This window comes from Rahnella inusitata, from assembly GCF_965118895.1.
GTDB classification, from domain to species: domain Bacteria; phylum Pseudomonadota; class Gammaproteobacteria; order Enterobacterales; family Enterobacteriaceae; genus Rahnella; species Rahnella inusitata_A.
On record NZ_CBCPJJ010000010.1, the window covers coordinates 110806 to 136945 of the forward strand.

At 52.5% G+C, this 26140-nt stretch carries 27 protein-coding genes; 8 read left to right on the forward strand and 19 right to left on the reverse strand.

Annotated features, from left to right (window positions below; all coding sequences use genetic code 11):
• Positions 1–3 precede the first annotated feature (3 nt).
• A complete protein-coding gene (gene fliR, locus ACMHLI_RS11745; protein WP_413529626.1) occupies positions 4–792 on the forward strand; it encodes a flagellar biosynthetic protein FliR in 789 nt (262 codons plus the stop codon).
• Between the two features lie 8 nt (positions 793–800).
• On the opposite strand, the gene ACMHLI_RS11750 is transcribed toward fliR, so the two are convergent.
• The 12 genes from ACMHLI_RS11750 to ACMHLI_RS11805 form a co-directional block, all read right to left on the reverse strand.
• Positions 801–1610 (reverse strand): histidine phosphatase family protein, encoded by an 810-nt coding sequence (locus ACMHLI_RS11750; RefSeq protein WP_413529627.1) that lies wholly within the window; start codon positions 1608–1610, stop codon positions 801–803.
• Positions 1611–1636: 26 nt separating this feature from the next.
• Entirely contained in the window at positions 1637–2932 is a 1296-nt protein-coding gene (locus ACMHLI_RS11755) for an OprD family outer membrane porin (RefSeq protein ID WP_413529628.1), read from the reverse strand.
• Between the two features lie 347 nt (positions 2933–3279).
• The gene (gene rlmC / locus ACMHLI_RS11760; protein ID WP_413529629.1) at positions 3280–4422 is read right to left on the reverse strand and encodes a 23S rRNA (uracil(747)-C(5))-methyltransferase RlmC; all 1143 of its coding nucleotides are present in this window, start codon (positions 4420–4422) and stop codon (positions 3280–3282) included.
• Between the two features lie 85 nt (positions 4423–4507).
• Positions 4508–4954: a YbjO family protein gene (locus tag ACMHLI_RS11765; protein WP_413529630.1), complete on the reverse strand. Its 447-nt coding sequence runs from the start codon at positions 4952–4954 to the stop codon at positions 4508–4510.
• A 52-nt stretch (positions 4955–5006) separates the two neighbouring features.
• A complete protein-coding gene (potI, locus tag ACMHLI_RS11770) occupies positions 5007–5852 on the reverse strand; it encodes a putrescine ABC transporter permease PotI (protein WP_413529631.1) in 846 nt (281 codons plus the stop codon).
• Complete coding sequence (potH, locus tag ACMHLI_RS11775; protein ID WP_413529632.1) at positions 5849–6802, reverse strand: putrescine ABC transporter permease PotH; 954 nt, start codon at positions 6800–6802, stop codon at positions 5849–5851. The genes potI and potH overlap by 4 nt, the downstream gene beginning before the upstream one ends.
• A 12-nt stretch (positions 6803–6814) precedes the next feature.
• Positions 6815–7948: a putrescine ABC transporter ATP-binding subunit PotG gene (gene potG / locus ACMHLI_RS11780; protein WP_413529633.1), complete on the reverse strand. Its 1134-nt coding sequence runs from the start codon at positions 7946–7948 to the stop codon at positions 6815–6817.
• Positions 7949–8116: 168 nt separating this feature from the next.
• Positions 8117–9226, reverse strand: coding sequence for a spermidine/putrescine ABC transporter substrate-binding protein PotF (gene potF / locus ACMHLI_RS11785; protein ID WP_413529634.1), 1110 nt, complete (start codon positions 9224–9226; stop codon positions 8117–8119).
• Between the two features lie 427 nt (positions 9227–9653).
• Entirely contained in the window at positions 9654–10139 is a 486-nt protein-coding gene (locus ACMHLI_RS11790) for a YbjN domain-containing protein (RefSeq protein WP_413529635.1), read from the reverse strand.
• A gap of 143 nt (positions 10140–10282) precedes the next feature.
• Positions 10283–11185, reverse strand: coding sequence for a 30S ribosomal protein S6--L-glutamate ligase (rimK, locus tag ACMHLI_RS11795; RefSeq protein ID WP_413529636.1), 903 nt, complete (start codon positions 11183–11185; stop codon positions 10283–10285).
• 18 nt (positions 11186–11203) lie between these two features.
• The gene (gene nfsA / locus ACMHLI_RS11800; RefSeq protein WP_413529637.1) at positions 11204–11926 is read right to left on the reverse strand and encodes an oxygen-insensitive NADPH nitroreductase; all 723 of its coding nucleotides are present in this window, start codon (positions 11924–11926) and stop codon (positions 11204–11206) included.
• A 30-nt stretch (positions 11927–11956) separates the two neighbouring features.
• Positions 11957–12166: a hypothetical protein gene (locus ACMHLI_RS11805; RefSeq protein WP_413529638.1), complete on the reverse strand. Its 210-nt coding sequence runs from the start codon at positions 12164–12166 to the stop codon at positions 11957–11959.
• Positions 12167–12207: 41 nt separating this feature from the next.
• On the opposite strand from ACMHLI_RS11805, the gene ACMHLI_RS11810 reads away from it, so the two are divergent.
• Entirely contained in the window at positions 12208–12474 is a 267-nt protein-coding gene (locus tag ACMHLI_RS11810; protein WP_056769821.1) for a GrxA family glutaredoxin, read from the forward strand.
• Positions 12475–12594: 120 nt separating this feature from the next.
• Here the strand turns inward: ACMHLI_RS11810 and ybjM are convergent, their stop codons facing one another.
• Positions 12595–12969, reverse strand: coding sequence for an inner membrane protein YbjM (ybjM, locus tag ACMHLI_RS11815; protein ID WP_413529639.1), 375 nt, complete (start codon positions 12967–12969; stop codon positions 12595–12597).
• Positions 12970–13295: 326 nt separating this feature from the next.
• Between ybjM and ACMHLI_RS11820 the strand changes: the two genes are divergently transcribed.
• Positions 13296–14978, forward strand: coding sequence for an aspartate:alanine antiporter (locus ACMHLI_RS11820; protein ID WP_112168114.1), 1683 nt, complete (start codon positions 13296–13298; stop codon positions 14976–14978).
• Positions 14979–15200: 222 nt separating this feature from the next.
• Here the strand turns inward: ACMHLI_RS11820 and ACMHLI_RS11825 are convergent, their stop codons facing one another.
• The 4 genes from ACMHLI_RS11825 to ACMHLI_RS11840 form a co-directional block, all read right to left on the reverse strand.
• Complete coding sequence (locus ACMHLI_RS11825) at positions 15201–15560, reverse strand: bleomycin resistance protein (RefSeq protein ID WP_413529640.1); 360 nt, start codon at positions 15558–15560, stop codon at positions 15201–15203.
• Between the two features lie 171 nt (positions 15561–15731).
• A complete protein-coding gene (gene ompC / locus ACMHLI_RS11830) occupies positions 15732–16841 on the reverse strand; it encodes a porin OmpC (protein WP_413529740.1) in 1110 nt (369 codons plus the stop codon).
• 597 nt (positions 16842–17438) lie between these two features.
• Positions 17439–17726 (reverse strand): hypothetical protein, encoded by a 288-nt coding sequence (locus ACMHLI_RS11835; protein WP_112168125.1) that lies wholly within the window; start codon positions 17724–17726, stop codon positions 17439–17441.
• Positions 17719–18234, reverse strand: coding sequence for a GNAT family N-acetyltransferase (locus ACMHLI_RS11840; protein ID WP_413529641.1), 516 nt, complete (start codon positions 18232–18234; stop codon positions 17719–17721). Before ACMHLI_RS11840 ends, ACMHLI_RS11835 begins: the two co-directional genes overlap by 8 nt.
• Before the next feature lie 87 nt (positions 18235–18321).
• Between ACMHLI_RS11840 and ACMHLI_RS11845 the strand changes: the two genes are divergently transcribed.
• Both ACMHLI_RS11845 and ybjG read left to right on the forward strand, forming a co-directional pair.
• A complete protein-coding gene (locus tag ACMHLI_RS11845) occupies positions 18322–19056 on the forward strand; it encodes a class I SAM-dependent methyltransferase (protein WP_413529642.1) in 735 nt (244 codons plus the stop codon).
• A 296-nt stretch (positions 19057–19352) separates the two neighbouring features.
• A complete protein-coding gene (ybjG, locus tag ACMHLI_RS11850) occupies positions 19353–19958 on the forward strand; it encodes an undecaprenyl-diphosphate phosphatase (protein ID WP_413529643.1) in 606 nt (201 codons plus the stop codon).
• Positions 19959–20031: 73 nt separating this feature from the next.
• Here ybjG and ACMHLI_RS11855 read toward each other — a convergent pair whose 3' ends face one another.
• Both ACMHLI_RS11855 and ACMHLI_RS11860 read right to left on the reverse strand, forming a co-directional pair.
• On the reverse strand, positions 20032–21243 hold the full coding sequence (locus tag ACMHLI_RS11855) for a serine hydrolase (protein ID WP_413529644.1): 1212 nt from the start codon (positions 21241–21243) through the stop codon (positions 20032–20034).
• A gap of 305 nt (positions 21244–21548) precedes the next feature.
• A complete protein-coding gene (locus tag ACMHLI_RS11860; protein WP_413529645.1) occupies positions 21549–22472 on the reverse strand; it encodes a LysR family transcriptional regulator in 924 nt (307 codons plus the stop codon).
• A gap of 156 nt (positions 22473–22628) precedes the next feature.
• Here ACMHLI_RS11860 and ACMHLI_RS11865 point away from each other — a divergent pair, with 156 nt between their 5' ends.
• The 3 genes from ACMHLI_RS11865 (at position 22629) to ACMHLI_RS11875 (ending at position 26111) form a co-directional block, all read left to right on the forward strand.
• Positions 22629–24062 carry a M20 family metallopeptidase gene (locus tag ACMHLI_RS11865; RefSeq protein WP_413529646.1) on the forward strand — a complete coding sequence of 478 codons (1434 nt, stop codon included), beginning with the start codon at positions 22629–22631 and terminating at the stop codon, positions 24060–24062.
• Complete coding sequence (locus ACMHLI_RS11870; protein ID WP_413529647.1) at positions 24059–25342, forward strand: MFS transporter; 1284 nt, start codon at positions 24059–24061, stop codon at positions 25340–25342. The genes ACMHLI_RS11865 and ACMHLI_RS11870 overlap by 4 nt, the downstream gene beginning before the upstream one ends.
• A gap of 148 nt (positions 25343–25490) precedes the next feature.
• A complete protein-coding gene (locus ACMHLI_RS11875) occupies positions 25491–26111 on the forward strand; it encodes a glutathione S-transferase family protein (RefSeq protein WP_413529648.1) in 621 nt (206 codons plus the stop codon).
• Positions 26112–26140: the final 29 nt, after the last annotated feature.

Consider the following 26140-nt stretch of genomic DNA (forward strand, 5'->3'; position numbering starts at 1 on the left):
CCCATGGTTTCCTTTGACAGCACCCAGTTAGCCGGATGGCTGAGCATGTATTTTTGGCCAATGCTGCGCATTCTGGCGCTGGTGAGCACTGCGCCCATCACCAGTGAAAAACAGGTGCCGAAAAAGGTGAAAATTGGCCTCGCGGCAATGATCACCTTTCTGATTGCACCCGCCCTGCCGGTGGTCGATACGCCTATTTTCTCCACACCCGCGCTGTGGCTGACCATGCAACAAATCATGATAGGCACTGCGCTCGGCCTGACCATGCAGCTGGCGTTCGCCGCAATCCGCATGGCCGGTGAAATTATGGGGCTGCAAATGGGTATCTCCTTTGCGACCTTTTACGATCCCAGCAACCGTCTCAACTCTCCGCTGCTCGCCCAGTTTCTCAATCTGCTGGCAGTGCTGCTGTTTTTAAGTTTCAACGGCCATCTGTGGCTGATTTCCCTGCTTGCCGACAGTTTCCATACCCTGCCGGTTAGCCCGAACCCGATGAATGCCGAAGGTTTTATGGCCGTCGCTCAGGCGGGCAGCATCGTGTTCAGCGGCGGTCTGATGCTAGCGCTGCCGATTGTCACTCTGCTGCTGACGCTCAACATGGCGCTCGGCATCCTCAACCGCGTCGCGCCGCAGCTTTCTGTTTTCGTGATAGGCTTCCCGCTGACGCTCAGTATTGGCATCCTTTCAATCGGCATGATGATGCCCCTGCTCGCCCCGTTCAGCGAACATCTGTTTAGCGAAGTCTTCGATAAACTGGTGCTGGTGATGAATCAGCTGGCAACGGGGCGTTAATCAATGCGTCACAGCCCTTTCCCCTTCTCGACAAACTGCATATCACCGACTTTACCCACGGTGAATTTACCGTCCTTATAGGTGATGACCGTAACGCTGGCGTTTTGTAACGGCGCACGCAGGTTTTCTTCCGGGGTCATGCCTTCGAGCATCGCCATAATCGCCATACCGTGGGAGACGATCAGCACGTTGCCGCCTCCCTGTGCGCTGACTTTCTGCGCGATATCTTTCAGTGCGGCCTGCATACGCTGATGCACCTGCGCGGCGTTTTCAGTGGTGTGCGACGGGTCGACATCGGCCAGCGTATTCATCATGGTTTTCAGCGAAATCTGTCCTTTGGAGAGTGCCTGCGTCAGCGCGGAGAAATCCTTGTAGCCAAGTTTTTTAGCCACCGGCTCCCACATCAGCAGTTCATGTTCACCTTCCATCGGACCGAAGAAAGTTTCGCGCAGGCGCTGATCTTCGGTCACCGGCAGCGGTTGCCCGGCGGAAGCTAAAGCGATTTTTGCCGTCTGTCTGGCGCGGCCAGCATCACTGGAATACGCTTGAGAGAAAGGAATATCTTTCAGCCCGCGACCTAACTGCTCTGCCACTTCGACACCGGCGGCGGTGAGCGGCGTGTCTGACCAGCCCTGCGCACGGTGCGCGGTGTTGAACAAGGTCTTGCCGTGACGGGTGACGTAAAACGTGACTTCACCTTTATCACTGGTCGCCTGCACTGCGGGCGTGGTGACCGTTGCCAGACTGACACTGCTGAACAGGACCGGCAGGCTGAATGCGAAAAGTGAAAGCAGGGTTTTGGTAAACGTATTTTTCATAACAGCATCCTTATTGTTGACGTTGATTAAAAGATTTTAAAGGTGTAATTCAGACGGAATTCCGCCGCGAAACTGTTGGCATTTTTAATATTGCCGTGGGAATCGACAACCGGTGCGGTGCCTTTGTGTTCATACGTCCGGCCTGGTCCGATCATGAAGAATAACGACAGGTCTTTAAGTTTTTTCGACTGAGGCTTCCAGACCGAATAAACGTTGAACTCCTCCTCCTGCACAGACTGCCCTTCGTAGTCGAAGAAGCCGTAATGGGTGTTGATGCCCAGCACCACCTCCGGCGTGATGTGGTAACCAACGTCCAGCGACAGCACTTTTTCCTCGTCGCGCATATAATCCAGCCCGGCGGTGGTCATAGCATTAAAGGTACCGCGCGAGTTTTTACTCATATGCCGCGGATACATGCCGATGCCACCGTCTTTGTTGGCATCGGTATACGCCAGACCACCTTTAGTGACCCAGCGGTGGTATTTCCAGGTAACATCGCCAGCGTAATGATTGGCGCGGGTATCGAAATCCTTTTTGCTGTTAGCCATGCTGTTCCATTTTTCCAGCCCTTCGGTCATGTATATCTGCACGCCGTAGGTGATCGCTTTATTTTGTTTGATGTTCATTTCCAGACCGTTTCTGCGCAGATAATCCTCAGTCTCGCCGTAAAAATAGAGCGCGGTCAGACTGTCGGTTTTTATCTGAAAATCCCCGGTATAAATGGAATTGATCGATCTGGAATCGCTGGTCATGAAATCGACTTTGTCCGGCGAATCACGATTGGATGACTTTGTGAGATAAGCCAGACGCAGGCGGTAGGCGTCGTAGGAGATATCACCACTCCAGCCCGCGTAGGTATTGGGTGCGGCACGCATCGATGTGGTCACCGCGCCGAGTTTGATCAACTTCCAGCCGCCGTAAAGATTGGCATCGACGCCGCCTTCAGAGAATTTGGCCTTGCCATAAAACTGGCCGAGTTTATTGAATCCTTTTGCCTTACCATCGTCATTATATAAAATCCCTCTCGAGGCAAAATTATCGGCAGCAGCGAGTTTAATCACACCGTAATAAGAGGCATCGACGCCAATAACGTCGGATAAATAACCTGATTTATAATCCAGCGCCAGCCCCTGCCCCCAGGCCGAGTGAACGTTGCGTTTATCCGTTTCGCCTTCGTCCAGATATTTCCATATATTATGCGTACCGAATTCCAGAGAGCTTTTTTTTACGAAATCCGTTTCTGCGATATCGTCGATCCCTGCCAGTGCCAGTGTGGGTGTACAAAGAAGACCGAAAGCCAATGCCAGAGCGTGCTTTTCCATAGCCTGTTTTTCCATTGTGTCATAACCCGAGATAAGTGAGATTTTCAGGGCGCATTTTCATCAGGCAAAAAAAAACCTGAACTGAAATCCCCCGAGGCGCGCGAGATTTCAATTCAGGTTTTGCCTGCTGATGCAGTAACAATCCGGAAGCAAACATAGCGGGTTTACGAAAATAAGAACATCATTAAAAACGAATTTCAGAGACTAAAAAATAGATTTGTGACTTCTGTCATGATTATTCATGGCGAGTAAGTGAATGACTTATATATCGATAACACCAAAGTAACCGATATATTTACTTATTCACTTAGTTTATGGGAATAATAATAAAAGGCGATTTAACGCTCTTATTTATCGGCTGACTGGCGAATTAATAATGCCATCACTTCGTAATGCGCGGTATGCGGGAACATATCGAACAACTGAACGCGTTCGATGCGATAATCCGGCAGCAAGGCCAGATCGGCAGCCATGGTTTTTGCATTACAGCTGGAATACAGCACCGTCGCAGGTGCCATATGGCTCAGGTAGTCGCACAGAGTTTTTCCAATGCCGCGACGTGGCGGATTGACCAGCACCAGATCGGGCACCTCTCCCTTTCCGGTGGCAAAACCGGTGGAGTCCAGCGCCTGAAATTCAACGTTTTGCAGCCCCAGCCGCGCGGCGGATTCTTTCGCACACGAGATGGCTTCGGCGCTGATTTCGATCCCGGTCAGCTTCATGTCGGGTGTCGCGCAATGCAGGCCAAAACCGCCGACGCCGCAGAAAAGATCCCACATGCTGTTGACGTTGCCGCACTCACGCACCCAGTCGCGCGCCGTGGCGTACAATTTTTCGGCCACCTGCGGGTTGGTCTGGAAAAAGCTTTGCGGACGAATAAACAGCGGGACATGATTGAATTCTTCTTCCAGACGCTGAACGTCAGTCAAAGGAATTTCCGTGTCACCTTCGAGGATCGCCATATGCACCGGCTGAAGATTGGCTGAAATCACCTTCAGCTGTGGCAGTTGCTGTTGCAGCCACGGCAGTGCCGCCCGCAGTTGGGTCAGTTTACTGTCCGAGCGCAAAACAAAACGCAGCATCATACCGCCGTCTTTCTGGCTTTCCGTCAGCAACAGAAATTTCAGCTCGCCGCGTTTACGGGCGACGTTATAAGGCGTCAGACCGGCGCGGGCAATGAAGGTTTTGAGCACGGCAAAGACCGCAGGGAAAGTGGCCGGATACAACGGGCAGTCGCACAAATCCACCGGCGTGCCGTCGCGATGTAACATGCCGAGCATCGGACGCTCCACGCTGCCGCTGACCACCATTTTGGCTTTGTTGCGAAATGCGCGCTCATCGCCCGTGACCGGTTCACACCACTCCTCCACCGGCATTCCGCTCAGCAAATCGTGCAGATCTTGCTGTTTGTCGGCCAGCTGGCGTGAGTAAGGTTTGTCGAGCCACTGGCAGGAACGACAGGTTCCGGCTGTATAGAGAGCGCAATGCATGAAAAGGTTCCGGTGTTCAAAAGCAGGAAAAAACTGGCGCGCAGTGTATCACCACGCGGCCGGAAAGGCTCATCAGCAGTACAGGCTATTTATAGCGCGCAAAGAACCGCTGACTGCTGGCGGGCACAAACAACAACAGCAGAACCACAATATCGGGGATTTTTTGCATCAGCAGCGCATACAGGAACTCGCCCTGCGTTTCGACGTTAAAGCGAAAGATGCGCGGTCCGAACCAGTCGAATGACGCGAGCAGCATGTAGCTGACCACTATCGCCTGACAGCCGATAAACGCCCAGCGTCCCCAGCGTCGCGCGCGCATCATCGCGAATGCCGCCCGGCACTCCACCAGAATGATTAACATACTGGCGAGCATGATAATGCAGTTCAGCCAGGATTCTGCGCTGACCTCGATAAAACTCATCAGGCCGGAAAAACCCATCGCATCAAACAGTAAGATAAATTCCAGCAGGCGCGTCGCCACAATTGCCGACGCGCCAATCATTACAGGAACGGGGATAAATGCTAATTTCATACTTCCTTGTTATCTCCTTGTTCCTGGTTTTAATGTTAAGTCAATGAGGACACTATCCTCGCGCAGCGCGCTGTATCTCTTTGATCCGTTGTTTCTCAGCCCGTGACATAAACCACCACGCAATCATTCCGATAATGCCCACTACCAGCAGGATCAGCGTCGCCAGTGCGTTGATTTCCGGATTGACGCCCATGCGCACACTGGCAAAGACCAGCATCGGCAAGGTGGTCGCGCCAGGTCCGGCAACGAAGCTGGCTATTACCAGATCGTCAAGCGACAACGTAAACGCCAGAAGCCAGCCGGAAATCAGAGCTGGCAGGATCATCGGCAGCGTGATGATGAAAAACACCTTCAGCGGCGCTGCCCCTAAATCCATTGCGGCCTCTTCGATAGAGCGATCCAGCTCGCGTAACCGTGCCGACACCACCACTGCGACGTAGGCGCTACAAAACGTCACGTGCGCCAGCCAGATGGTAAACATGCCGCGCTCAGCAGGCCAGCCAAAGGCGTGCCCCATCGCCACAAACAGCAGCAACAGCGCCAGCCCGGTTATGACATCAGGCATCACCAGCGGCGCGGTGAGCATAAAAGCAAACCCGGTCGAGCCGCGAAAACGCCTGAAACGGACCATCACGACGGCGGCCAGCGTGCCGACAATCACCGCCATCGTCGCCGCAGCGGTGGCAATCGTCAGGCTCATGCCGACGGCGCTTATCATCGCTGAGTCATGGAAAAGCTGAGTATACCAGCGGGTAGACCAGCCCGCCCAGACCGTAACCAGCTTGGAGCTGTTGAACGAGTAAATAACCAGCATCAGCATCGGCGCATACAAAAACGTAAAGCCGACGATCAGAATAAGAATTCGCCACGGCGAACGGACAACCGGTAACTTATTCATTCTTTATCTCCCAGCTCTTTGTTTTGGTATTTGTGGAACCACAGGATTGGCATGATGAGCAGTAACAGCATGATCACCGCCACCGCAGAGGCCACCGGCCAGTCGCGGTTATTAAAGAATTCCTGCCACAAAATACGGCCAATCATAATGCTGTCCGGCCCGCCCAGCAGTTCCGGGATGACGTATTCGCCCACCGCCGGAATAAACACCAGCATCGAACCGGCGATGATGCCACCTTTGGTCAGCGGCATAATTACCCTGAAGAAGGTTTTCAACGGCCGCGCACCGAGATCCAGCGACGCTTCCACCAGCGAGTAATCCATGCGAGTCAGCGCGGTATAAATCGGCAACACCATAAACGGCAGATACGAATACACAATGCCGATATACACCGCCAGATTGGTGTGCAGGATAACCAGCGGCTGGTCGATAACGTGCAGCCACAGCAGCACGTTGTTCAGCACACCGTTGTCTTTCAGAATGCCCATCCACGCATAGACGCGGATCAGAAACGACGTCCACGACGGCAGGATCACCAGTAACAGAAGAATGTTGCGGGTCGACACTTTACTGTGCGCCACCGCCCAGGCCAGCGGATAACCGATCACCAGGCACAGCGCCGTCGAGACTGCCGCAACCTGAATCGATTGCAGATAGGCTTCGATGTATAGCGGATCGTCGGTCAGCGAAATGTAGTTACCGATGTTCAGTGCGATATCCAGCATCCCGTCTGAGAAAGTCACCAGATCGGTATACGGCGGAATGGCACGCGCCATTTCGGCAAAGCTGATTTTAAAGACAATCAGGAACGGCAGTAAAAACAGCAGCAGGAACCACACCAGCGGCAGCAGGATCACCAGCTTACGGCCGTGACGCTGTTGCAGACGGCCCATGAAAGCGTTGAATCCGCCCGGAGGTTTACTGACCGGTTGTTCAGAAATGACAGACATATTCAGCGCCCCTTAAACAGTCAGCACGACGCAGCTGTCGGCTTCCCAGCACAGGCGCACTTCGTCGCCCCAGGTTGGCATGCCTTTGCGGAAACGATGGCCGTTTTGTAACTGCGCAGTGATCATCTGCCCGCTGTGCAATCTGACGTGATAGATAGACAGGTCGCCCAGATACGCGATATTAACCACTTCGCCGACCGCAAAGTTGCTGCCGTCTTCCGGCACGTCTTCGCACAGCATGATTTTTTCCGGGCGCAGCGCCACGAATACCGGCACGCCGTCCACCACCGAGGAATCCGCATCGACTTTAAGCGGATGGACTAAACCCGGCGAAGTCAGAATCAGCGCGTCGTCCAGGCGCTCTTTCAATACGCCTTCGAATATGTTCACCGAGCCGATAAATTCCGCGCTGAAGCGGCTGGTCGGATGCTCATAAATTTCTTCCGGTTCGCCGATTTGCACGAACTTACCGCGATTCATGATGGCGATGCGCCCCGCCATGGTCATGGCTTCTTCCTGATCGTGCGTCACCATCACGCAGGTCGCGCCGACGCGCTCAAGAATATCCACCACTTCCAGCTGCATGCGGTCGCGCAGTTTTTTATCCAGCGCGCCCATCGGCTCGTCGAGCAGCAACAACTTTGGTCGCTTCGCCAGACTGCGGGCTAACGCCACGCGCTGACGCTGACCGCCGGAGAGCTGATGCGGCTTACGTTTAGCGAATTCCTGCATGTGCACCAGCGTCAGCATTTCCGCCACGCGGCTTTTGATCTCCGCTGACGGCAGCTTGTCCTGCTTAAGCCCGAACGCAATATTCTGTTCCACCGTCATGTGCGGGAACAGCGCGTAGGACTGGAACATCATGTTAATCGGTCGCTGATACGGCGGCACCTGCGAGAGGTCAACGCCATCAAGGACGATCTGCCCCTGCGTCGGCTGCTCGAAACCGGCCAGCATGCGCAGCAGCGTCGATTTACCACAGCCGGACGCGCCCAGCAGGGCGAAAATCTCACCTTTGTAGATGGTCAGGCTGACGTCATCCACGGCGGCCTGGCCGTCAAAAGACTTGGTTAAATTACGGATCTCCAGCAAAGGCGTGAAACCCTTCTGGGACTTAGGCTGCGGGCGGGGAATAGCGTCGTTCACTCAGAGAAATCTCCGGTATCAAAATAAAGCAGGTTCAAATAAGCATAACAGTCAGGGGGAAAAGTGCCTGATCCGTATGCCCAAACGTCATCCCGGACAAAACGTCAGCGGCCCCGCCATGATTCTGCGGAGCCGCTGAGAAGTCTTCCTGACCTTTTTTAAACGGTACTATTTACCTGTCTTAACTTTGGTCCATGATCTTGTGATCACACGATCAATCTTCGGATCCTGAACTTTCAGGCTGAACAGTTTGGCCTGCACATCTGCTGGCGGATAAATGCCAGGATTGTTACGCACATCCTCATTCACCAGCGGCGTGGCGGCTTTGTTGCCGCTCGCGTAGTAAACGGTATTACTGACCTGCGCGATGACTTTCGGCTCCATCAGGTAGTTAAGGAACTGATAGGCTTCGTCGAGATTTTTGGCATCTTTCGGGATAGCAAACACGTCGAAGAACGCCAGCGCGCCTTCTTTCGGAATGCTGTAAGCCACGTTCACGCCGTTTTTCGCTTCTTTCGCGCGGTTAGACGCCTGCATGACATCGCCAGCCCAGCCGATCGCCACACAAATGTCGCCGTTAGCCAGATCGTTGATGTACTGGGAAGAGTGGAAATAACGGATGTTTGGACGCAGTTTCAACAGCAAATCGTTTGCCGCACCGGTGTAATCAGAGGCTTTGGTGCTGTTCGGATCCAGATGCAGATAATTGAGCACGGTAGCGTAAATTTCTGCCGGTGCGTCTAAGAACGACACGCCGCAGCTTTTCAGCTTCTCTAAGTTTTCAGGCTTGAGAACCAGATCCCAGCTGTCGACCGGCGCATCTTTACCGAGCACCGCTTTCACTTTATCGACGTTGTAACCAATACCGGTGGTCGCCCACAGGTAAGGGATGGCGTATTTGTTGCCCGGATCGTGCTGTGCGACCATTTTCAGCAGGTCTGGATCGAGGTTTTTGTAGTTAGGCAGTTTGCTTTTATCCAGCGGCTGGAACACGCCCGCCGAGAGCTGGCGCTCAAGGAAACTGGCTGAAGGCACCACGAGATCAAAGCCGGTGCTGCCAGCCATGAGTTTGCCTTCCAGCACTTCATTGGAATCAAACACGTCGTAAACCACTTTGATGCCGGTTTCCTTCTGGAAATCAGGCACGGTGTTTGGTGCGATATAATCAGACCAGTTATAGATATGCAGCGTTTTCTCTTCCGCAGACGCTGTGACGGACGCGGCCATAACCAGACCGGCGACAACACCCGATAACCACTTTTTACGCAGGGTGAACATCCGTTACTACCTCCAAGACAGGGGAATATATCAATGAATTTGTATCACTGGGATGGATACAAAACCCTTCACTACCAGGCCAACTGAGCTCTACGAAATATGCATAGGCATTCAATGTTGACGAATACGCTGCCTGCGAATTAACCGTTTGGTTTTACGACGTAATTACGCGTGATGCAGAGTCAGAAGCATAGCGCCTGCAACCCCCGCGTACCAGCCTCCTGAGGCAAAACCGGCGTTTATCGATTATTTATGCAAATTTGCTGTAGTCCGTCTGGCATTTTGCCCATTAACAAAGTGAAATATAGTGCAACATGGGGTAAACGGCAGCATAACTTATCGTGAAAGAGAATAAAGACAGCGGAGCCGTGGTTGATACGGCTCGCAGGGAAGGATCTTCAGAGGAGAGAGTAAAGAGTAAAACGAATCAGTGAAGAAAAGGCAGATTGACCGATGCCGCAGGTGCGCCATCTTCTTCCTCATCACCGATAAACAGCAAGTCATTGGCATGGGCTTCGAGAATAATCATCGACATCTGTTCTTCTGCCTGTTGCAGGAAGAAAGAGAACTGCTCATGCGTAACGCCCACCGCGATCGTCAGCGACTGGCAAACAATCAGCTTCGGCAGGTTGTCATCCTGAATATCCACAAAGGCTTTGATGGTCAGGGAGCTGGCGTTGATCGAGCTTAAATCGGCAACCAGCGGGATAAGCGCCGTCGGTTTCACTTCGGCCAGCGCCGAGAATAAAATCACGTTGTCCACAATGTCGAGCTTGGCATCAAAAATGCCATCGAAATTCTGCATATGCGGCAGATGGAGAGCCTGACAGGAATCACACTCGAAAAAAGAAATGCCCAGCTGATCAAGCCAGCGCCGCAGCAGCGCCAAATCAGGGACGATGAGCGAATCCATAGAATGCCTCACGAGTTCAACAACGAAAATAACCCTATTCGCCACGCACGAGGCGTCGCGAAGGGGCGATAGCTTACGGAATTATACCGGCCAGCGCTACGATCAATACCGGGTTGATCAACATTAGGCCGATCAATTGAGATTTAGCCGCCGGATTTTAAGCGAAAACCCGGTTTCGCACGTTGCTCGATGTAGTCGATCATCATCCCGGCGATGTCCAGCCCGGTGGTGGTTTCGATACCTTCCAGCCCCGGTGAGGCGTTGACCTCCATCACCAGCGGCCCGCGATGGGCCCGCAGAATATCAACGCCGGCGATATCGAGCCCCAGCGTCTGCGCGGCTTTCACAGCAATCTCTTTTTCCTGCGAGGTGATTTTTACTTTCGTCGCCGTTCCGCCGCGATGAAGATTGGAGCGAAAATCCCCCGGCTTAGCCTGCCGCTCAATAGCCGCAACCACCCGCTTGCCGACCACCAGACAGCGGATGTCCCTCCCCTGAGCTTCACGGATATATTCCTGCACCAGAATATGCGCATTCAGCCCGCGAAAGGCGTCGATAACGCTTTCCGCCGCCTGACGGGTTTCCGCCAGCACGACGCCGATGCCCTGCGTGCCTTCTACCAGTTTCACCACCAGCGGCGCGCCGCCGACCAGCGCGATGAGATCTGACGTATCATCCGGCGCATTGGCAAATCCGGTGATCGGTAAATCTATCCCTTCCCGCGCCAGAATCTGCATCGAACGCAATTTGTCGCGCGCCCGGGTGATCGCCACCGATTCGTTGAGCGGAAAGCTGCCCAGCATTTCAAACTGACGCAACACGGCGGTGCCGTAAAAGGTGATAGCCGACCCGATGCGCGGGATCACCGCCTGATAGATATCCAGCTTTCGCCCGCGATAATGCACACTCGGCGCTGCGGGATTAATGTTCATGTAGCAGGAAAGCGGATCGATAATATCTATCTCATGCCCCCGACTTTCCGCCGCTTCCTTCAGGCGCTTACACGAATACAAAGACCCGTCACGGGAAAGAATTGCAATCTTCATCCGACACTCCGTCGCCGATTAGCGCGTTGCCCAGCCTTGTTTATGCAATGCGTCCAGCATAAACGGACGCTGTTCCTTTTTAAGCGTGCGAACGATCAAATCACTCCAGGTATCGCGACGGGCGTTGCTGTCGCGCTGAAGATAATATTCGCTTAGTTCTTCGTCATACTGCGCCAGTACAGCTTTATCCACCGGCTGATAACTATTTTCATGCACCAGCAAAGACTGCGGCATGCGTGGCTTCACCTGGTGATCCTGCGCAGGCGTCCCGATGCAAAAACCAAACAGCGGCATGACAAATTTTGGCAATTTCAGCAGGGTCACAACGTCTTCGACCTGATTGCGGATGCCGCCAATAAACACGCCGCCGAGCCCGAGAGATTCTGCCGCCGTCATGGCATTCTGCGCCATCAGTGCGGTATCAACGCAGCCCAGCAACAGTTGTTCTGCAAGACCCAGTTCCGCTTCGGGATTGATCTGCTGATTACGATTGAAATCGGCACAGAAAACCCAAAACTCAGCGGCACTGGCGACATACTTCTGGCCACCGGTGTATTCCACCAGTTTTTCGCGCAGTGCCGGATCGGTAATGCGGATAATCGAAGAGCACTGCAAAAAACTTGACGTCGATGCGCCCTGAGCCGCCGCAATGATCGCCTCGCGCTGTTCGTCTGACACAGGCTTATCGGTAAAAGCACGAATGGAGCGGTGTGAACGCAGGAGATCGATAGTCGGTGTCATGAAGAGTCCTTGGACTTAAAAGTGTAAACATCAGCGCTCAATGATTGATGCAGTGAGCACAGTTTGCAAGGTTTCGGGATCCAAATGCTGTAACAATGTGCAGTCCCTAAAAATACCAGCAGGTTCATTTGGATAGGTCAAAGGTATCGGACTGACAGGTAATTCCTGCTTTTTTTTATGGTTTGCAACAGGCATAGTAGCGACATCAAAAAAGGTGATGCAGTTAACAAAACCAATCATTTCCTTTTCATTCATTTTTTAAAACAAACAAAGGAGTCTCCATGTTTGCAGTAATCTTCGGGCGTCCTGGCTGTCCTTATTGTGTTCGTGCAAAAGAGTTGGCTGAAAAACTGACTGAAGAACGTGATGATTTCAACTTCCGCTATATCGATATCCATGCTGAAGGTATCACTAAAGCCGATCTGGAAAAAACCGTTGGTAAACCGGTTGAAACCGTTCCGCAGATTTTCCTCGATCAGCAACACATTGGCGGCTTCACTGATTTCGAAGCATACGCGAAAGAACATCTGGCATTGTTCAGCAACTAATTGTTCTGTAACGCCTGCCAGTCACTGAACCAGCGATTCACCGGTTCAGTCATAAAAAAAAGATACACACAGCAAAAAGGCGCTCACTGAGCGCCTTTTCTTTTGGCCGGAATCCGGCATTTATCTGGGTTGCCTGAACTGCCGGTACACCGTAATCAGCAACTGGACCAGCATCGCGCCGAGCACACACCAGAATATCGCACTGGTGGCGTAGGCGATTTCCTGCACCGGCGGGTGGACGCGGGGGAAAAATGCCCAGCGTAATAAAAAGCAAACAGGTATCGATGTCAGTCCGCCGATGAAAGAGGAAAATATCGGCGACTCCCTGGCAATCAATCCCGTCACAATGCCAGGCAACAGGAAGAGCAGCAGACCGTATTCCGGTCCGGGTGCGTTGGTTCTGACTACGATCCAACTATTTTTTAATGAGATAAAAATCACGATAAAAAATATACAACAAAGTACAGGGGCTCTGACCGTGCGCCAAAGTGCCATTTTACTTCCTCCTTAAAGTTGGCGAGTTTTCACAGGCTGTATTCAATGTCTCTGATGCGTTCCGTTACCTGAATGAGCCCTCTGGCTCCCTTCCCTGACGCGCCACGCAATCCCGCGTAACACAAATTAAGTGTTTACATCATTTTATCCGGGCTTTTCTCTGGCTGTAGAGACATTCTGTGACTAAAATGACGCCCGAAACCTGCTTTCCCCGTTGTCTGTACTACTCAACCACGGTAATAGCCGGCTAGGAATTTTCTCTTTCTGAATCTATCCTTTACATTCTCCCATATCAAGAATTTGTTGGTAAACAATAAGTTATCCTTGTGAATATAAACGTCGCTAGTTTGTTAAACGGGAATTACATCCTGTTATTATTTGTAGTTTTGGCGCTCGGTCTGTGCCTTGGAAAAGTGCGTCTGGGCTCTGTCCAGCTCGGAAATTCTATCGGCGTATTAGTAGTTTCCCTGCTTTTAGGCCAGCAGCATTTCAGCATTAACACCGAAGCGTTGAATCTCGGCTTTATGCTGTTTATTTTCTGCGTCGGCGTTGAAGCCGGACCCAACTTTTTTTCGATTTTCTTCCGCGACGGCAAAAACTACTTCATGCTGGCGCTGGTGATGGTCGGCACCGCCATGTTGCTGGCACTCGGACTTGGGCGGTTCTTCGGCTGGGACATCGGCCTCACCGCCGGCATGCTCGCCGGTTCCATGACCTCCACACCGGTGCTGGTGGGCGCAGGAGATACGTTGCGCAATACCATGGGCGGCAACAAACTCCTCGGCCCTGAGCTGGATAACCTGAGCCTCGGCTACGCCCTCACCTATCTCATCGGGCTGGTCAGCCTGATCTTCGGTGCGCGTTACCTGCCAAAACTGCAACATCAGGATTTACCAACCAGCGCCCAGCAAATCGCCCGCGAACGCGGTCTGGATACCGACAGCAAGCGCAAAGTCTATCTGCCGGTTATTCGCGCGTACCGCGTTGGCCAGGAACTGGTAGCCTGGGCTGACGGCAAAAACCTTCGCGAACTGGGGATCTACCGCCAGACCGGATGCTATATCGAACGTATCCGCCGTAACGGGATTTTAGCAACGCCCGACGGTGACGCTGTGTTACAGGTCGGCGATGAGATTTCGCTGGTCGGCTATCCGGATGCACATTCACGTCTGGATCCGAGTTTCCGCAACGGCAAAGAAGTCTTCGACCGCGACCTGCTCGATATGCGTATCGTGACTGAAGAAGTCGTGGTGAAAAACAATCATGCAGTCGGTAAACGTCTGAGCCAGCTAAATCTGACCGATCAGGGTTGCTTCCTTAACCGCGTCATCCGCAGTCAGATAGAAATGCCGATCGACGACAGCATTGTGCTCAATAAAGGTGATGTGTTGCAGGTCAGCGGTGATGCGCGTCGTGTAAAAAGTGTGGCAGACCGCATCGGGTTTATCTCTGTACACAGTCAGGTTACCGATTTACTGGCCTTCTGCGCCTTCTTTATCGTCGGCCTGATGATTGGCCTCATCACCTTCCAGTTTAAAAACTTCAGCTTCGGCATTGGTAATGCCGCCGGTCTGCTGTTCGCCGGTATCATGCTCGGCTTCCTGCGTGCCAACCACCCTACTTTCGGCTACATCCCGCAAGGTGCGTTGAACATGGTGAAAGAGTTCGGCCTGATGGTATTTATGGCGGGTGTCGGCCTGAGCGCAGGCGCGGGGATTAACAACGGGCTGGGTGCTATTGGCGGACAGATGCTGATTTCCGGGCTTATCGTCAGCCTGGTGCCGGTTATCATCTGCTTCATCTTTGGTGCTTATGTTCTGCGCATGAACCGGGCCTTGCTGTTTGGCGCGATCATGGGAGCACGAACCTGTGCGCCCGCGATGGAAATCATCAGTGATACCGCGCGAAGCAACATTCCGGCGCTCGGCTACGCCGGAACCTACGCTATCGCTAACGTATTACTGACGCTGGCCGGGACATTGATCGTCATCATCTGGCCGGGAGCATGACGTAACTCATTGAAGTGTAATATGGGAAAATAAAATCAATAATTTTTTTATATTTTTGCCACATGAAACGAACTTTTACAGAGGGCAGCAGTCTTAATTAGTGCCACTGCTTTTCTTTGAAGTCCCCAAATTTGGAGAGCCCGTGAATCCCGCCCTATTAGGTTCAAGATTCCCGGGTTTTTTATTATCTGAATTTTGTCACCACACTCTCTGCAACACCCCTCAGTTCTCAATCACCCGCACCAGCGTTCCATCAATATCAATCATTACGCCCATTTTCATGCCCCATGACTGCGTTTCGGGCAGATGGACACAGGGACGCGTATGCGGATCTTCACCGATTCCGGCGGCCTTGAAATCCGCAAACATCGCATCGGCGTCATCGACGCGCAGGCAACAGCTGAACCAGCTGGTCGCCGGATCGAGGTCGGGATGCAGGAAAAATTCCAGGGTGATGCCGCCGCGAACCATGATCAGCCAGCTATCGTCGACGTAAGTTTTAGTGAAACCAAAGCTGCCATAAAAGCGCTGGGTTTCTTCAAAATTGCGGGAAGGAAGATTGGGTGTGGCGTGATCGGTCATGACGGGCCTCGGCGAATTTCAGGTTTATCAAAGGATAAGCCATGATGCATGAGGTCGCAGGAAAATTAAACGTATAGCAGTAAAACAAAAAACCCTTCCCGGCCGGGAAGGGAAGGGAATTAGACACAGCAGACTAACAGGCCCGAATAAATGTGGGCAATAAACGGTTTATCAGAACTGATAAACCAAACCTACCGCCACAATATCGTCAGTAGCAATACCGGCATCACGGGTCAGACGGGTGTCATCCATCAGGTTAATTTTGTAATCCACGTAGGTCAGCATGTTTTTGTTGAAGAAGTAAGACGCACCGACATCAACATACTTGGTCAGGTTTTGTTTACCATAACCTTCAACGTTTCTTGCGTGTGACTGAACGTAGGCAACGGATGGACGCAGTCCGAAGTCAAACTGGTACTGTGCAACGGCTTCGAAGTTCTGCGCTTTATCTGCATAACCGTAAGCCTTGCTGCCCGCTGAACCGAATCGGTTGGCGTTGTAGCTCTGGGTGTACATCGCTGCCAGATAAATATTATTGGCATCGTATTTCAGGCCGCCGCTGTAAGCAGTGGCTTTGTCGCCGTTGCCCAGAATCGCTGAATTATTGCGACCGTTCTGTTCGTTGGTGCGGTCAGATGCCATCATCGCAGCCGCTGCACTGAAGCCTTCGCCGAGGTCATAAGACAGGGACATGCCGTAGCCGTCGCCGTTTTGTGCCAGCACGTCGCGGCCGTTATTCGTTTCAGTGGCGCTGCCATTTTTACCCTGATATTGCAGCGCGACGTCCAGACCATCGACCATGCCGAAGAAGTTCTGGTTACGGTAAGTCAGAACGCCGTTCGCACGCTGGAACATGAAGTTGTCTGCGCCGTAGGTGTCACCGCCGAACTCAGGCAGCACGTCGGTCCATGCGGCGACGTCGTACATCACGCCGTAGTTACGGCCGTAATCCAGTGAACCGAACTCAGCAAATTTCAGACCTGCGAAGCCCACACGGGTATAGTTATTCGCGTCATCGCTTTCAGCTTTGTTCAGCGCTGCCTGATATTCCCACTGGCCGTAACCAGTCAGTTCATTGCTGATTTGAGTTTCGCCACGCAGACCGAAACGCATATATGACTGGTCACCGTCGGAACCGTTATCATTGGAAAAATAGTGCAAGCCGTCAATTTTACCGTAGAGGTCAAGTTTGTTGCCGTCTTTATTATAAATCTCAGCAGCGCCAGCGGTGCCTGCCATCATCAGTGCCGGGATCACCAGAGAAAGTACGCGTAATTTCATCATCAATATCCTTGATTAATTTATAAACTCTTTTTTTGTCATCCGACAAATTATAACTTCGTCACCGTGAGGATTTATATCTTCATCAGGTCAGGAGCCGATGGACGTCAAATTAAACGAGGATAAGTTCCGTTGCAACCAGAAAATATTTGAAATAGTTTTCGTTTAAGAATGATTTAGAAAAATAACGTTCGGCAATAATCCCATTAACATCTCCTGGCCGTATCGCCAATATTTCGCATAAGAAAATTCCAAAATTTAAATATAATATTAATTATTTTCAATGCGTTACCTGGATAGTTCGCACTGGTTTTTATAATTTCATTCTGTGTACATCTTATTAAAAAATGACTATTTTAACGCACCACACCTCCCTTAACTCAGTATGTTCACCGTCAGGCAACCCCCAGGATTGTAAGGTTTTGTATAGTTTCAATTGTCTCTTAACGTTATTATTGCGTTTCAAATAGTAATATTTTACCAATATGAATAAATTGATCCGGGGAAATAGTGCTTATTAATGCCATCAAATATTTTTCTGACAATAAAAAACCACCATGGCGGTGGTTTTTTATACTTTCTCGAACGCCGGTAATATCACAAAATGCGTTCGAGCCGCTGATCTTTACCGCCTAAACGTCCGTCAGTCTGATTCCATTCCTTTTCGTACGCCTTATAAGCAAACACAAAGGCCTGATGGCCGTCTTCAAAATTCTGATCAGGGCGTTTGTGCCAGCCAGAATAAGCGTCATAACGCAAAATTTCATATACGCCATCTGCCGGACGAATAAGGTAGGTGTAATGCTCACAATACTCCGGCGCATAAGGAATATCCTCGCCCTCTTCCAGAGTGATGAACAGACCGCCGAGGCGTAATTTAATCATTGATATCCTTTTTCATGATCCACAGCTTGGTGGTTTGCGTTTCGGTCACGTAGGCACTTTCAATCACCTGATGCATTCCCTGACGCAGATAGAACCCGATGGCGGGCAGATTACTTTGCAACACGTCCAGCCACAAGGCTGGCTGCTGACGCTCTCTGGCTGCGGCTTCGACGGCGGCAAACACTTGTGATCCTGCACCGCGCGAGCGACTTTGCGGCGTGAAATAGAGTTTGCACAGTTTAGCACCCTGGCCTTCTGCAAGTCCCAAAGGTTGATCAAAATGAAGTTTAGCAAACCCGATGGCATTGCCGTTTTCCAGCGCGATAATCCAGCGGTAACGGCTATCCTGCAAACTGATCTGCATTTCTTCATCGCCAAAATCATGTGCCAGAAAGGCTTCCAGTTCATGGCTATTGTGCCATAAATTGCCAAAATAGTGACGGTAGGTCTCCCTGCCCAGTTGTTGTAACGTGATCAAATCGTCAATAAATGCCTGCCGAATATCCACCCTGTTGCTCTCCCTTTCTGATTTTAATTACACTGTTCCGGCCAAAATGAATTGGCAATTAAGATTATTTTTATAGGAGTCATTCTTATGACGCAAAACATTTACGACGATCAGGCTTTTTTTGAGGGTTATGCCCAGCTGGGCCGCTCGCAGTTCGGGCTTGACGGTGCGGCCGAATGGCCTTCACTGAAAGCGATGCTCAATAATGTAGAAGGTGGCCGGGTGGTCGATCTCGGGTGCGGTTACGGCTGGTTCTGCCGCGCTGCGCGCGAAATGGGTGCAGCTAAGGTGCTGGGGCTGGACGTGTCGGAGAAAATGCTGGCGAAGGCGCGATCAATGACATCAGACGCCGGTATTGACTATGAGCGGCAAGATCTCGAAACGCTGACACTGCCGGAAAATGCGTTTGAACTGGCGTACAGCTCGCTGACGCTGCACTATATCGAAGCATTGCCTGCCCTGCTGGCACAGGTATACCGTGCGTTAACGCCCGGCGGATCTTTTGTTTTCTCGGCTGAACACCCGATCTATACCGCTGCGTCAAATCCCGGTTGGCATATTGATGAGCAAGGCCATAAAAGCTGGCCGGTCGATGGCTATCAGCGCGAAGGGAAACGCGTGACAAACTGGTTTGCCGAAGGCGTCATCAAACAGCATCGTACGCTGGGCACCTATATCAGTTTGCTGATCAATGCAGGGTTTGTTATCCGCGAGCTATCCGAATGGGGGCCTTCCGCTGAACAGATCGCCGCCGTTCCTGCGCTGTCCGAAGAAGCCGAACGCCCGATGCTGTTCCTGATGTCCGTTCAAAAACCTCGCTAAACCCTCTTCAATGACCTCGTTCTACACGTTTTATTTCACTTTTATGTCAGGCATTTTTGCCGGGAGGCTCGTCCTCCCGCCTGCTTAAGGTTTTGTTAAGTTCCCCCGTATAAAATCAGTCACATCGGGAAACTATACAGTTCGTCAATGACTCTTCGTTTTCAGACGATCGCCCCTATACCTTAACGGCAGCATAAACTAACGTGGAACTCACTTTTAGATGTGTTGTCAGTCTGTTACTGGAACATTTTTAAGGCTCTTTTAGCCTTTTGTTTTTTGTTGATGAGGGTACGTGTATGGAGCAGTTGAACCATCTGCTTTTTTTATGGATTAACGCAACGCCGGCTTCGCCAGAAGCACTGATTAAGCTGGCAATATTTTTGGCAGATGACCTGATAATGATTGTCCCCGTGTTGATTATCGGACTGTGGCTGTGGGGCCATCGTGAGCACATAGGTCAGCAACGCGAGCTGGTCAGCAAAACCGCCATAGCACTGTTGTTCGCGATGGCCACCGCCAAGGCCCTGTCGGAACTATTCCCACATGCACGCCCGTTTGTCGAAGGCATCGGCTACAACTTCCTGCATCATTCCCCTGACGATTCTTTCCCGAGCGATCACGGCACGGCGATCTTCACCTTCGCCCTGTCCTTCCTGTTCTGGCATCGTCTGTGGTCCGGCGCATTGCTGATGGTCACCGCGCTCGGCATTGCCTGGTCGCGGGTCTATCTCGGTGTGCACTGGCCGCTGGATATGCTCGGAGGATTACTGGTCGGGATGCTCGGTTGCCTCTTCTCACAGCTGGTGTGGAACCTGTTCGGCGAGCAGATTAACGCGCTGATGTGTAAGGTTTACCGCTTCGGATTTGCCTTTCCTATCCGCAAAGGTTGGGTACGCGGCTAGTGAAGAACTACAAATTCTGGATATAAAAAAGCGAGGCTATCTGAGCCTCGCTTTTTATTTGCTACAACGTCAGTTATTTGCCGAATACGCTGCCAAACAGTCCGCTGATTTTCATCATCACAAAGTCCCAGATGCGGCTGAAGAAGCCCCCTTCTTTCACTTCCTGCAACGCCACCAGCGGACGTTGTTCAATAACTTTGCCGTCCAGACTGAAATCAACCGTACCGACTACCTGATTTTTCGCCAGCGGTGCTTCGAGCTGCGGCGTGGTCAGGTTAAAGCTGGCTTTCAGGTTTTTCAGCTGGCCTTTAGGCATGGTGATTGACGCATTTTCCGCGACACCCAGCGGCACCATTTTCTCATCGCCGAACCAGACGCGCTGGCTGGTAAATGCATCACCGGCTTTGATTGGCGTCAGCGTCTCATAAAAACGGAAGCCCCAGGTCAGCAGGCTCTCACTTTCGTTAAAGCGGATACGGTCACTAGGCGCGCCCATTACTACCGCAATCAGACGCATACCGGTGGAATCACTGGCAGAAGACACTAAATTGTAGCCAGCGCCAGATGTGTAGCCGGTCTTAATGCCGTCAACGTTGAGGTTGCTGCTCCACAGCAGACGGTTACGGTTAATCTGCTTGATGTGGTTGAAAGTAAACTCTTTCTCTTTGTGCAGCGCATATTCTTCTGGCGTATCGCGGATCAGCGCCTGCGACAACAGGGCCATGTCGGTGGCCGAGGTGTACTGACCGTCAGCATCCAGCCCGTGTACCGTTTTGAAATGGGTGTTTTGCAGCTTCAGCTGCTCCGCGTAACGGTTCATCAGATTGACGAACGAATCCTGGCTTCCCGCCACGAAGTCCGCCAGCGCGATGCTTGCATCGTTACCTGACTGGATAACAATGCCTTTATTGAGTTCTGAAACCGGCACGCGGTCGCCAGGTTTGAGGAACATCAGGGAAGAGCCGCGCAGCACCGGATTGCCGGTCGCCCAGGCATCGTTGCCTACGGAAACCAGATCGTCGGATTTTATTTTGCCGGATTTGATAGCCTGACCTACCACGTAGCTGACCATGATTTTACTCAGGCTGGCCGGATCGAGACGCGTATCTGGGTTAGATTCAGCGATGATTTTTCCGCTGTTGTAATCCATCAGCACCCAGGATTTTGCATTCACCTGAGGTGCCACCGGGGCGTTGTCGGCCTGAGCGGCAGGAAGGGACAGCAACATTACTCCGCCGCCCAGCGCGTATATAAAAGTCCGTTTGAATTGGGAAGAAATAGTCATAGGTATCAGCGCTTTTGTCCGGGTTACTGAAATTTATCTTATCTTTCAATCAGATTGTGTAAGTCTGCAGGTGTAAAAACTACTGCTTTCCGGGCCGGGAATAAACCTTAATAGTGTAAAGATCTTAAGAATAGGTGAATTTTCTGATGCTTGCGCGAAACGTGCTGATGAAAAAAACCGCGCTGACGCCTTCATCAATCATATTGATGACCTCCCATATCACCCCAGAATGCATACAAAATCTCTATAACAATAAGCACCTTACTTCCAACCGGACATCAACGTTTTGCGCGAAACGTCACACATCAGACCGCAAAATCACGAATAAAGGCCTCACTCTCGCGACTGACCTCATCGCGGATAAAATCGATAAATTCACTCAGCGCCACCGAACGCCTTTTACCCGCCGGCGTCTGCAACTGCAACGTTCGCTGGCTGAGCTGTTCGATGTTGACCGATTTCACCCGCAGGTTGTCGCGCCGGGCTTTGTACAGGATTGAGAAATGGCTGCACGCCACAATCGCCCCCGGCGTTTGCACCATAAAATCATACAGCGTCGAGAACCGGTTACAGCTGACGGCGGGCTCCAGGAAAATGCCGCTCATCCGGCAGGATAAATCGAACAGCTGGCGGATGGTGCTACCCTGCTCATTCATTGCCAGCGGATAAGGATGCAGATCGGTGAGCTGCAAATCCCCGTCGGCCAGCGGATGATCCTGTCGCATCACCATGCGCACAGGCGCGGGAAAGGACGCCATGACGTCCACACCGCGTTCGGCGACCAGACTGAACTGCAACGCCAGTTCCACTTCGCCGCTGTGGATCATCTCAGACACTTCCACCGCCGTGCCGACGTTGAGGTAAAACATCACGCCGGGATTGATCAGCCGGAAACGCGAGAACAACTGCGGCAGCAGATCAAATGCCAGTCCGTCGGTGCAGGCCATACGGATCACCGTGCGCCGCACGGCATTCAGCCCCTGAATCTCGGCAATGGCATGTTCCATTTCCATCATGCTTTTTCGCACGTGGTTTTCCAGAATCTGCCCGGCATCGTTGAGCACCATGCCGCGCGCATGGCGTTCAAACAACGGCGCGCCTATACGTTCTTCCAGCCGCTGGATCTGACGACTGATGGCTGAAACCGCGACAAAAAGTTGCTTACTGGCCGTACTCAGCGAACCTGAATTCGCCACCGCAAGGAAATAACGTATTTCGGTACTTTGCATGGGGGACATGCCTCATAAGTGTGCATAAGAGCATTACAATAAAAGCAACGATAAGTTGCAATTATTATTATTGTGGCAACGCTTACGCAGCGCTTAGAGTGAAACTGCTAAAAAAACCAACAATAAGATTACAAACACAACATAAGCAGGTTCCTCATGACAGCGGATAATATCGTTGAACAGGCATTGGCCTGGTTCGATCAGGGTGAATATCAGCGAATTCTGGCGCGCCGGGTCGCTATTGCGACCGAAAGCCAGAGTAATTCACGCGACGCCGAACTGGCGCGTTACCTCGATGAAGAGATTAAACCAGCGTTATCGGCGATGGGCTTTAGTCTGCTCAGCGTCGACAATCCTCACGCGGCGAACCGTCCCTTCCTGATTGCGACACGCATGGAAGACAGCGCGCTGCCGACGGTGCTCAGTTACGGCCACGGTGACGTGGTGTTCGGTGACGATGAAAACTGGCGCAGCGATCTCTCACCCTGGACGCTGAAAGAAGAAGGCGACCGCTGGTACGGACGCGGCAGCGCGGACAACAAAGGCCAGCACAGCATCAACCTCGCGGCGCTGGCGCAAATCTTTAAAGCCCGCAACGGGCGTCTTGGCTTTAACTGCAAACTGCTGTTCGAAATGGGCGAAGAGATAAGCTCTCCCGGTCTGGCCGATTTGTGCCGCACTTATAAAGAAGAACTGAGCGCGGATATTTTCCTCGCCTCCGACGGCCCGCGTCTGAGTGCCGCCCGCCCGACGCTGTTCCTCGGCTCACGCGGCGCGGTGAATTTTCGCCTGACCGTCAACGCACGTGACAACGCCTATCACTCAGGAAACTGGGGTGGCCTGCTCACCAATCCCGGCACCCAGCTGGCAAATGCGCTGGCCTGTCTGGTGAATCAGCACGGTCAGTTGCAGGTCGCGGCGCTTAAACCGCCGGCGGTCAGCGAGGCGATTCGTGAAATCCTCAGCGACGTCGAGGTCGGCGGTGGCGAAAACGATCCCCAGATCGACGAAAACTGGGGCGAAGCCGGTCTGACGCCGACCGAGCGTCTCTACGCGTGGAATCAGCTGGAAGTCCTGTCATTCCTGACCGGCAATCCGCAGCGCCCGATGAATGCCATTCCTGGCCATGCTACGGCGGTGTGTCAGTTGCGTTTTGTGGTGGGCACCGACTGGCAAAATCTGGCGGAACATGTGCGCGCGCATCTTGATGCCCGTGGCTTCCCGCAGGTAGACGTAGAATTTATGCGCGGTTCTGCGGCAACCCGATTTGATCCGACCGATCCGCTGGTCGACTGGGCGCTGGGCATCATGCAGGAAACCACCGGCAAAAAACCGGCGCTGCTGCCGAACCTCGGTGGCTCACTGCCAAACGACGTGTTCGCCGACATTCTCGGCCTGCCGACGCTGTGGGTGCCGCATTCTTATCCGGCCTGCGGCCAGCACGGCGTCAATGAACATATGCTGATTTCGGTAGCCCGCGAAGGGCTGGCTGTCATGACCCATCTGTTATGGGATCTCGGCGAGCAGGGTTCTGACCTGCTCGGTCAACATCACGCACATCAAAGCGCGCAAGCCGGAGTGGTTCAATGAGCCAGATAACTGCATCTTCAACACCGGTCAACAGCATGGCTGAAAAGCCTAACCTGATGAAAACGCTGTTCGCCACCTGTATCGGCAACGCGCTGGAGTGGTTCGATATCGCAATCTACGGCTTCTTCGCCAGCTATATCGCCCACGCCTATTTCCCGACGTCTGATCCGACCGTTTCGCTGTTACTCACCTTCGGCAGCTTCGGCGTTTCCTTCCTGATCCGTCCGCTGGGTGCCATTGTCCTGGGAGCCTATGCCGATAAACACGGGCGTAAAGCCTCGCTGCTGATGTCCATCAGCCTGATGATGCTCGGCGGCCTGATCATCGTGGTCACGCCGTCTTATGGCACCATCGGTATGGCCGCACCGCTGCTGATCCTCGCTGCGCGTCTGATTCAGGGCTTCTCCGCAGGCGGCGAATTCGGCAGCTCCACGGCATTTCTGGTGGAACATTTCCCGGAGCGCAAAGCCTTTATCGCCAGCTGGCAGTTCGCCACGCAGGGCGCGAGCACGTTGCTGGCTTCGGCGTTTGGTCTTGGGTTATCGGCTCTGCTGACGGAAACACAACTTCAGGACTGGGGATGGCGCATTCCGTTTATCTTTGGCCTGCTGATTGGCCCGGTGGGGTTATATATCCGCCGCCATATTAAAGAGTCTGAAAGCTTCCGCACCGCTGAAAAAACCGCGTCGCCGCTGAAAGAAATCGTGCGCGCGCAGAAAGGCCTGTTCTTTATCGCCATCGGCCTGATGGTCGTGTCGACCGCCATCAACTACATGCTGAACTATGTGCCGACGTATGCCACTAAAACGCTGCATCTTCCGGCTTCGGCAGGCTTTACCGCCACGCTTTCCGCCGGGATTATCCTGACGGTGGTCACGCCGCTGATGGGATTATGGGCGGAAAAAGTGGGTCGTCTGCCGCTGATGTGGGGCTCGCTGGTGCTGATGCTGGTCACCATTTATCCGGCATTCTGGCTGATGCTTGAATACACCTCGGCGGTATCATTGCTGCTGCTTATCAGCTGGCTGGCATTGCTGAAATCAGTTTATTTCTCCGCCGTGCCGTCGATGATGGCGGATCTGTTCCCGATAACCACCCGCGCCAGCGGCATGGCCATCAGCTATAACGTGGCGGTCACGGTATTCGGGGGGTTCGCACCGTTCATCTGTACGCTGCTGATTTCCGCTACCGGCAGCAGCCTGGCACCAGGCTATTACCTGATGGTCGTCGCGCTGCTCAGCGTCTGGTCATTGTTTAAAGCGCAGAAACTTCAGCGTTAATCCGCACGACACCACGCTCAGCGACGGCAATGCCGTCGTCGCTGAGCGTTTCTTTTTTCGCTTCGCTTAATTGTGCTCCGTGGCTTATAGTCTTAAGCAGTCATCATCACAACAATCAGTCTTTCTCTATTGAAACAAGGGGTTCTGAATGATCACCGTGTGGGGCCGTGAAAACTCGACTAACGTCAAAAAAGTGCTGTGGATGCTCGATGAACTGAGTCTGGTGTATGAAGTCATCAACGCGGGCGGCGCGTATGGAAAAAACAAAGACCCGATTTATCTTTCCCTGAATCCGAACGGCCTGGTGCCCTGCCTGCAGGAAGATGATTTCGTCCTGTGGGAATCGAACGCTATTTTGCGTTATCTCGCCGAACGTTCGGGCGAGGAGCAGTTCTGGCCAGCCAGCGCGCAGCAGCGTGCCAGTGCCGATAAATGGCTGGACTGGGCAAGTAATTCGCTGGTCACGCCGTATCGTCAGGTCTATCAGACGCTGGTGCGCATTCCCGAACCCGAGCGCGATATGGCCCTGGTGGCCAGCGGAATGGAAACGTTCGAGAAGTATTGGGCAATTGTTGATGCCGTGCTGGCGAAGCAGAAATGGCTTTCCGGAGAAGAGTTCGGGCTCGGCGATATTCCACTGGGAATTTATGCCTATTCCTGGTTTTCACTGGACATCAAACGCCAGTCGCACCCGAATATTGAGCGCTGGTATCAGCAACTGACGCAGCGTCCGGCGTTCCAGAAACGGGTGATGATCCCGCTGAGTTAAGGCGTGTTATAAAATTGGCTACAATTTTA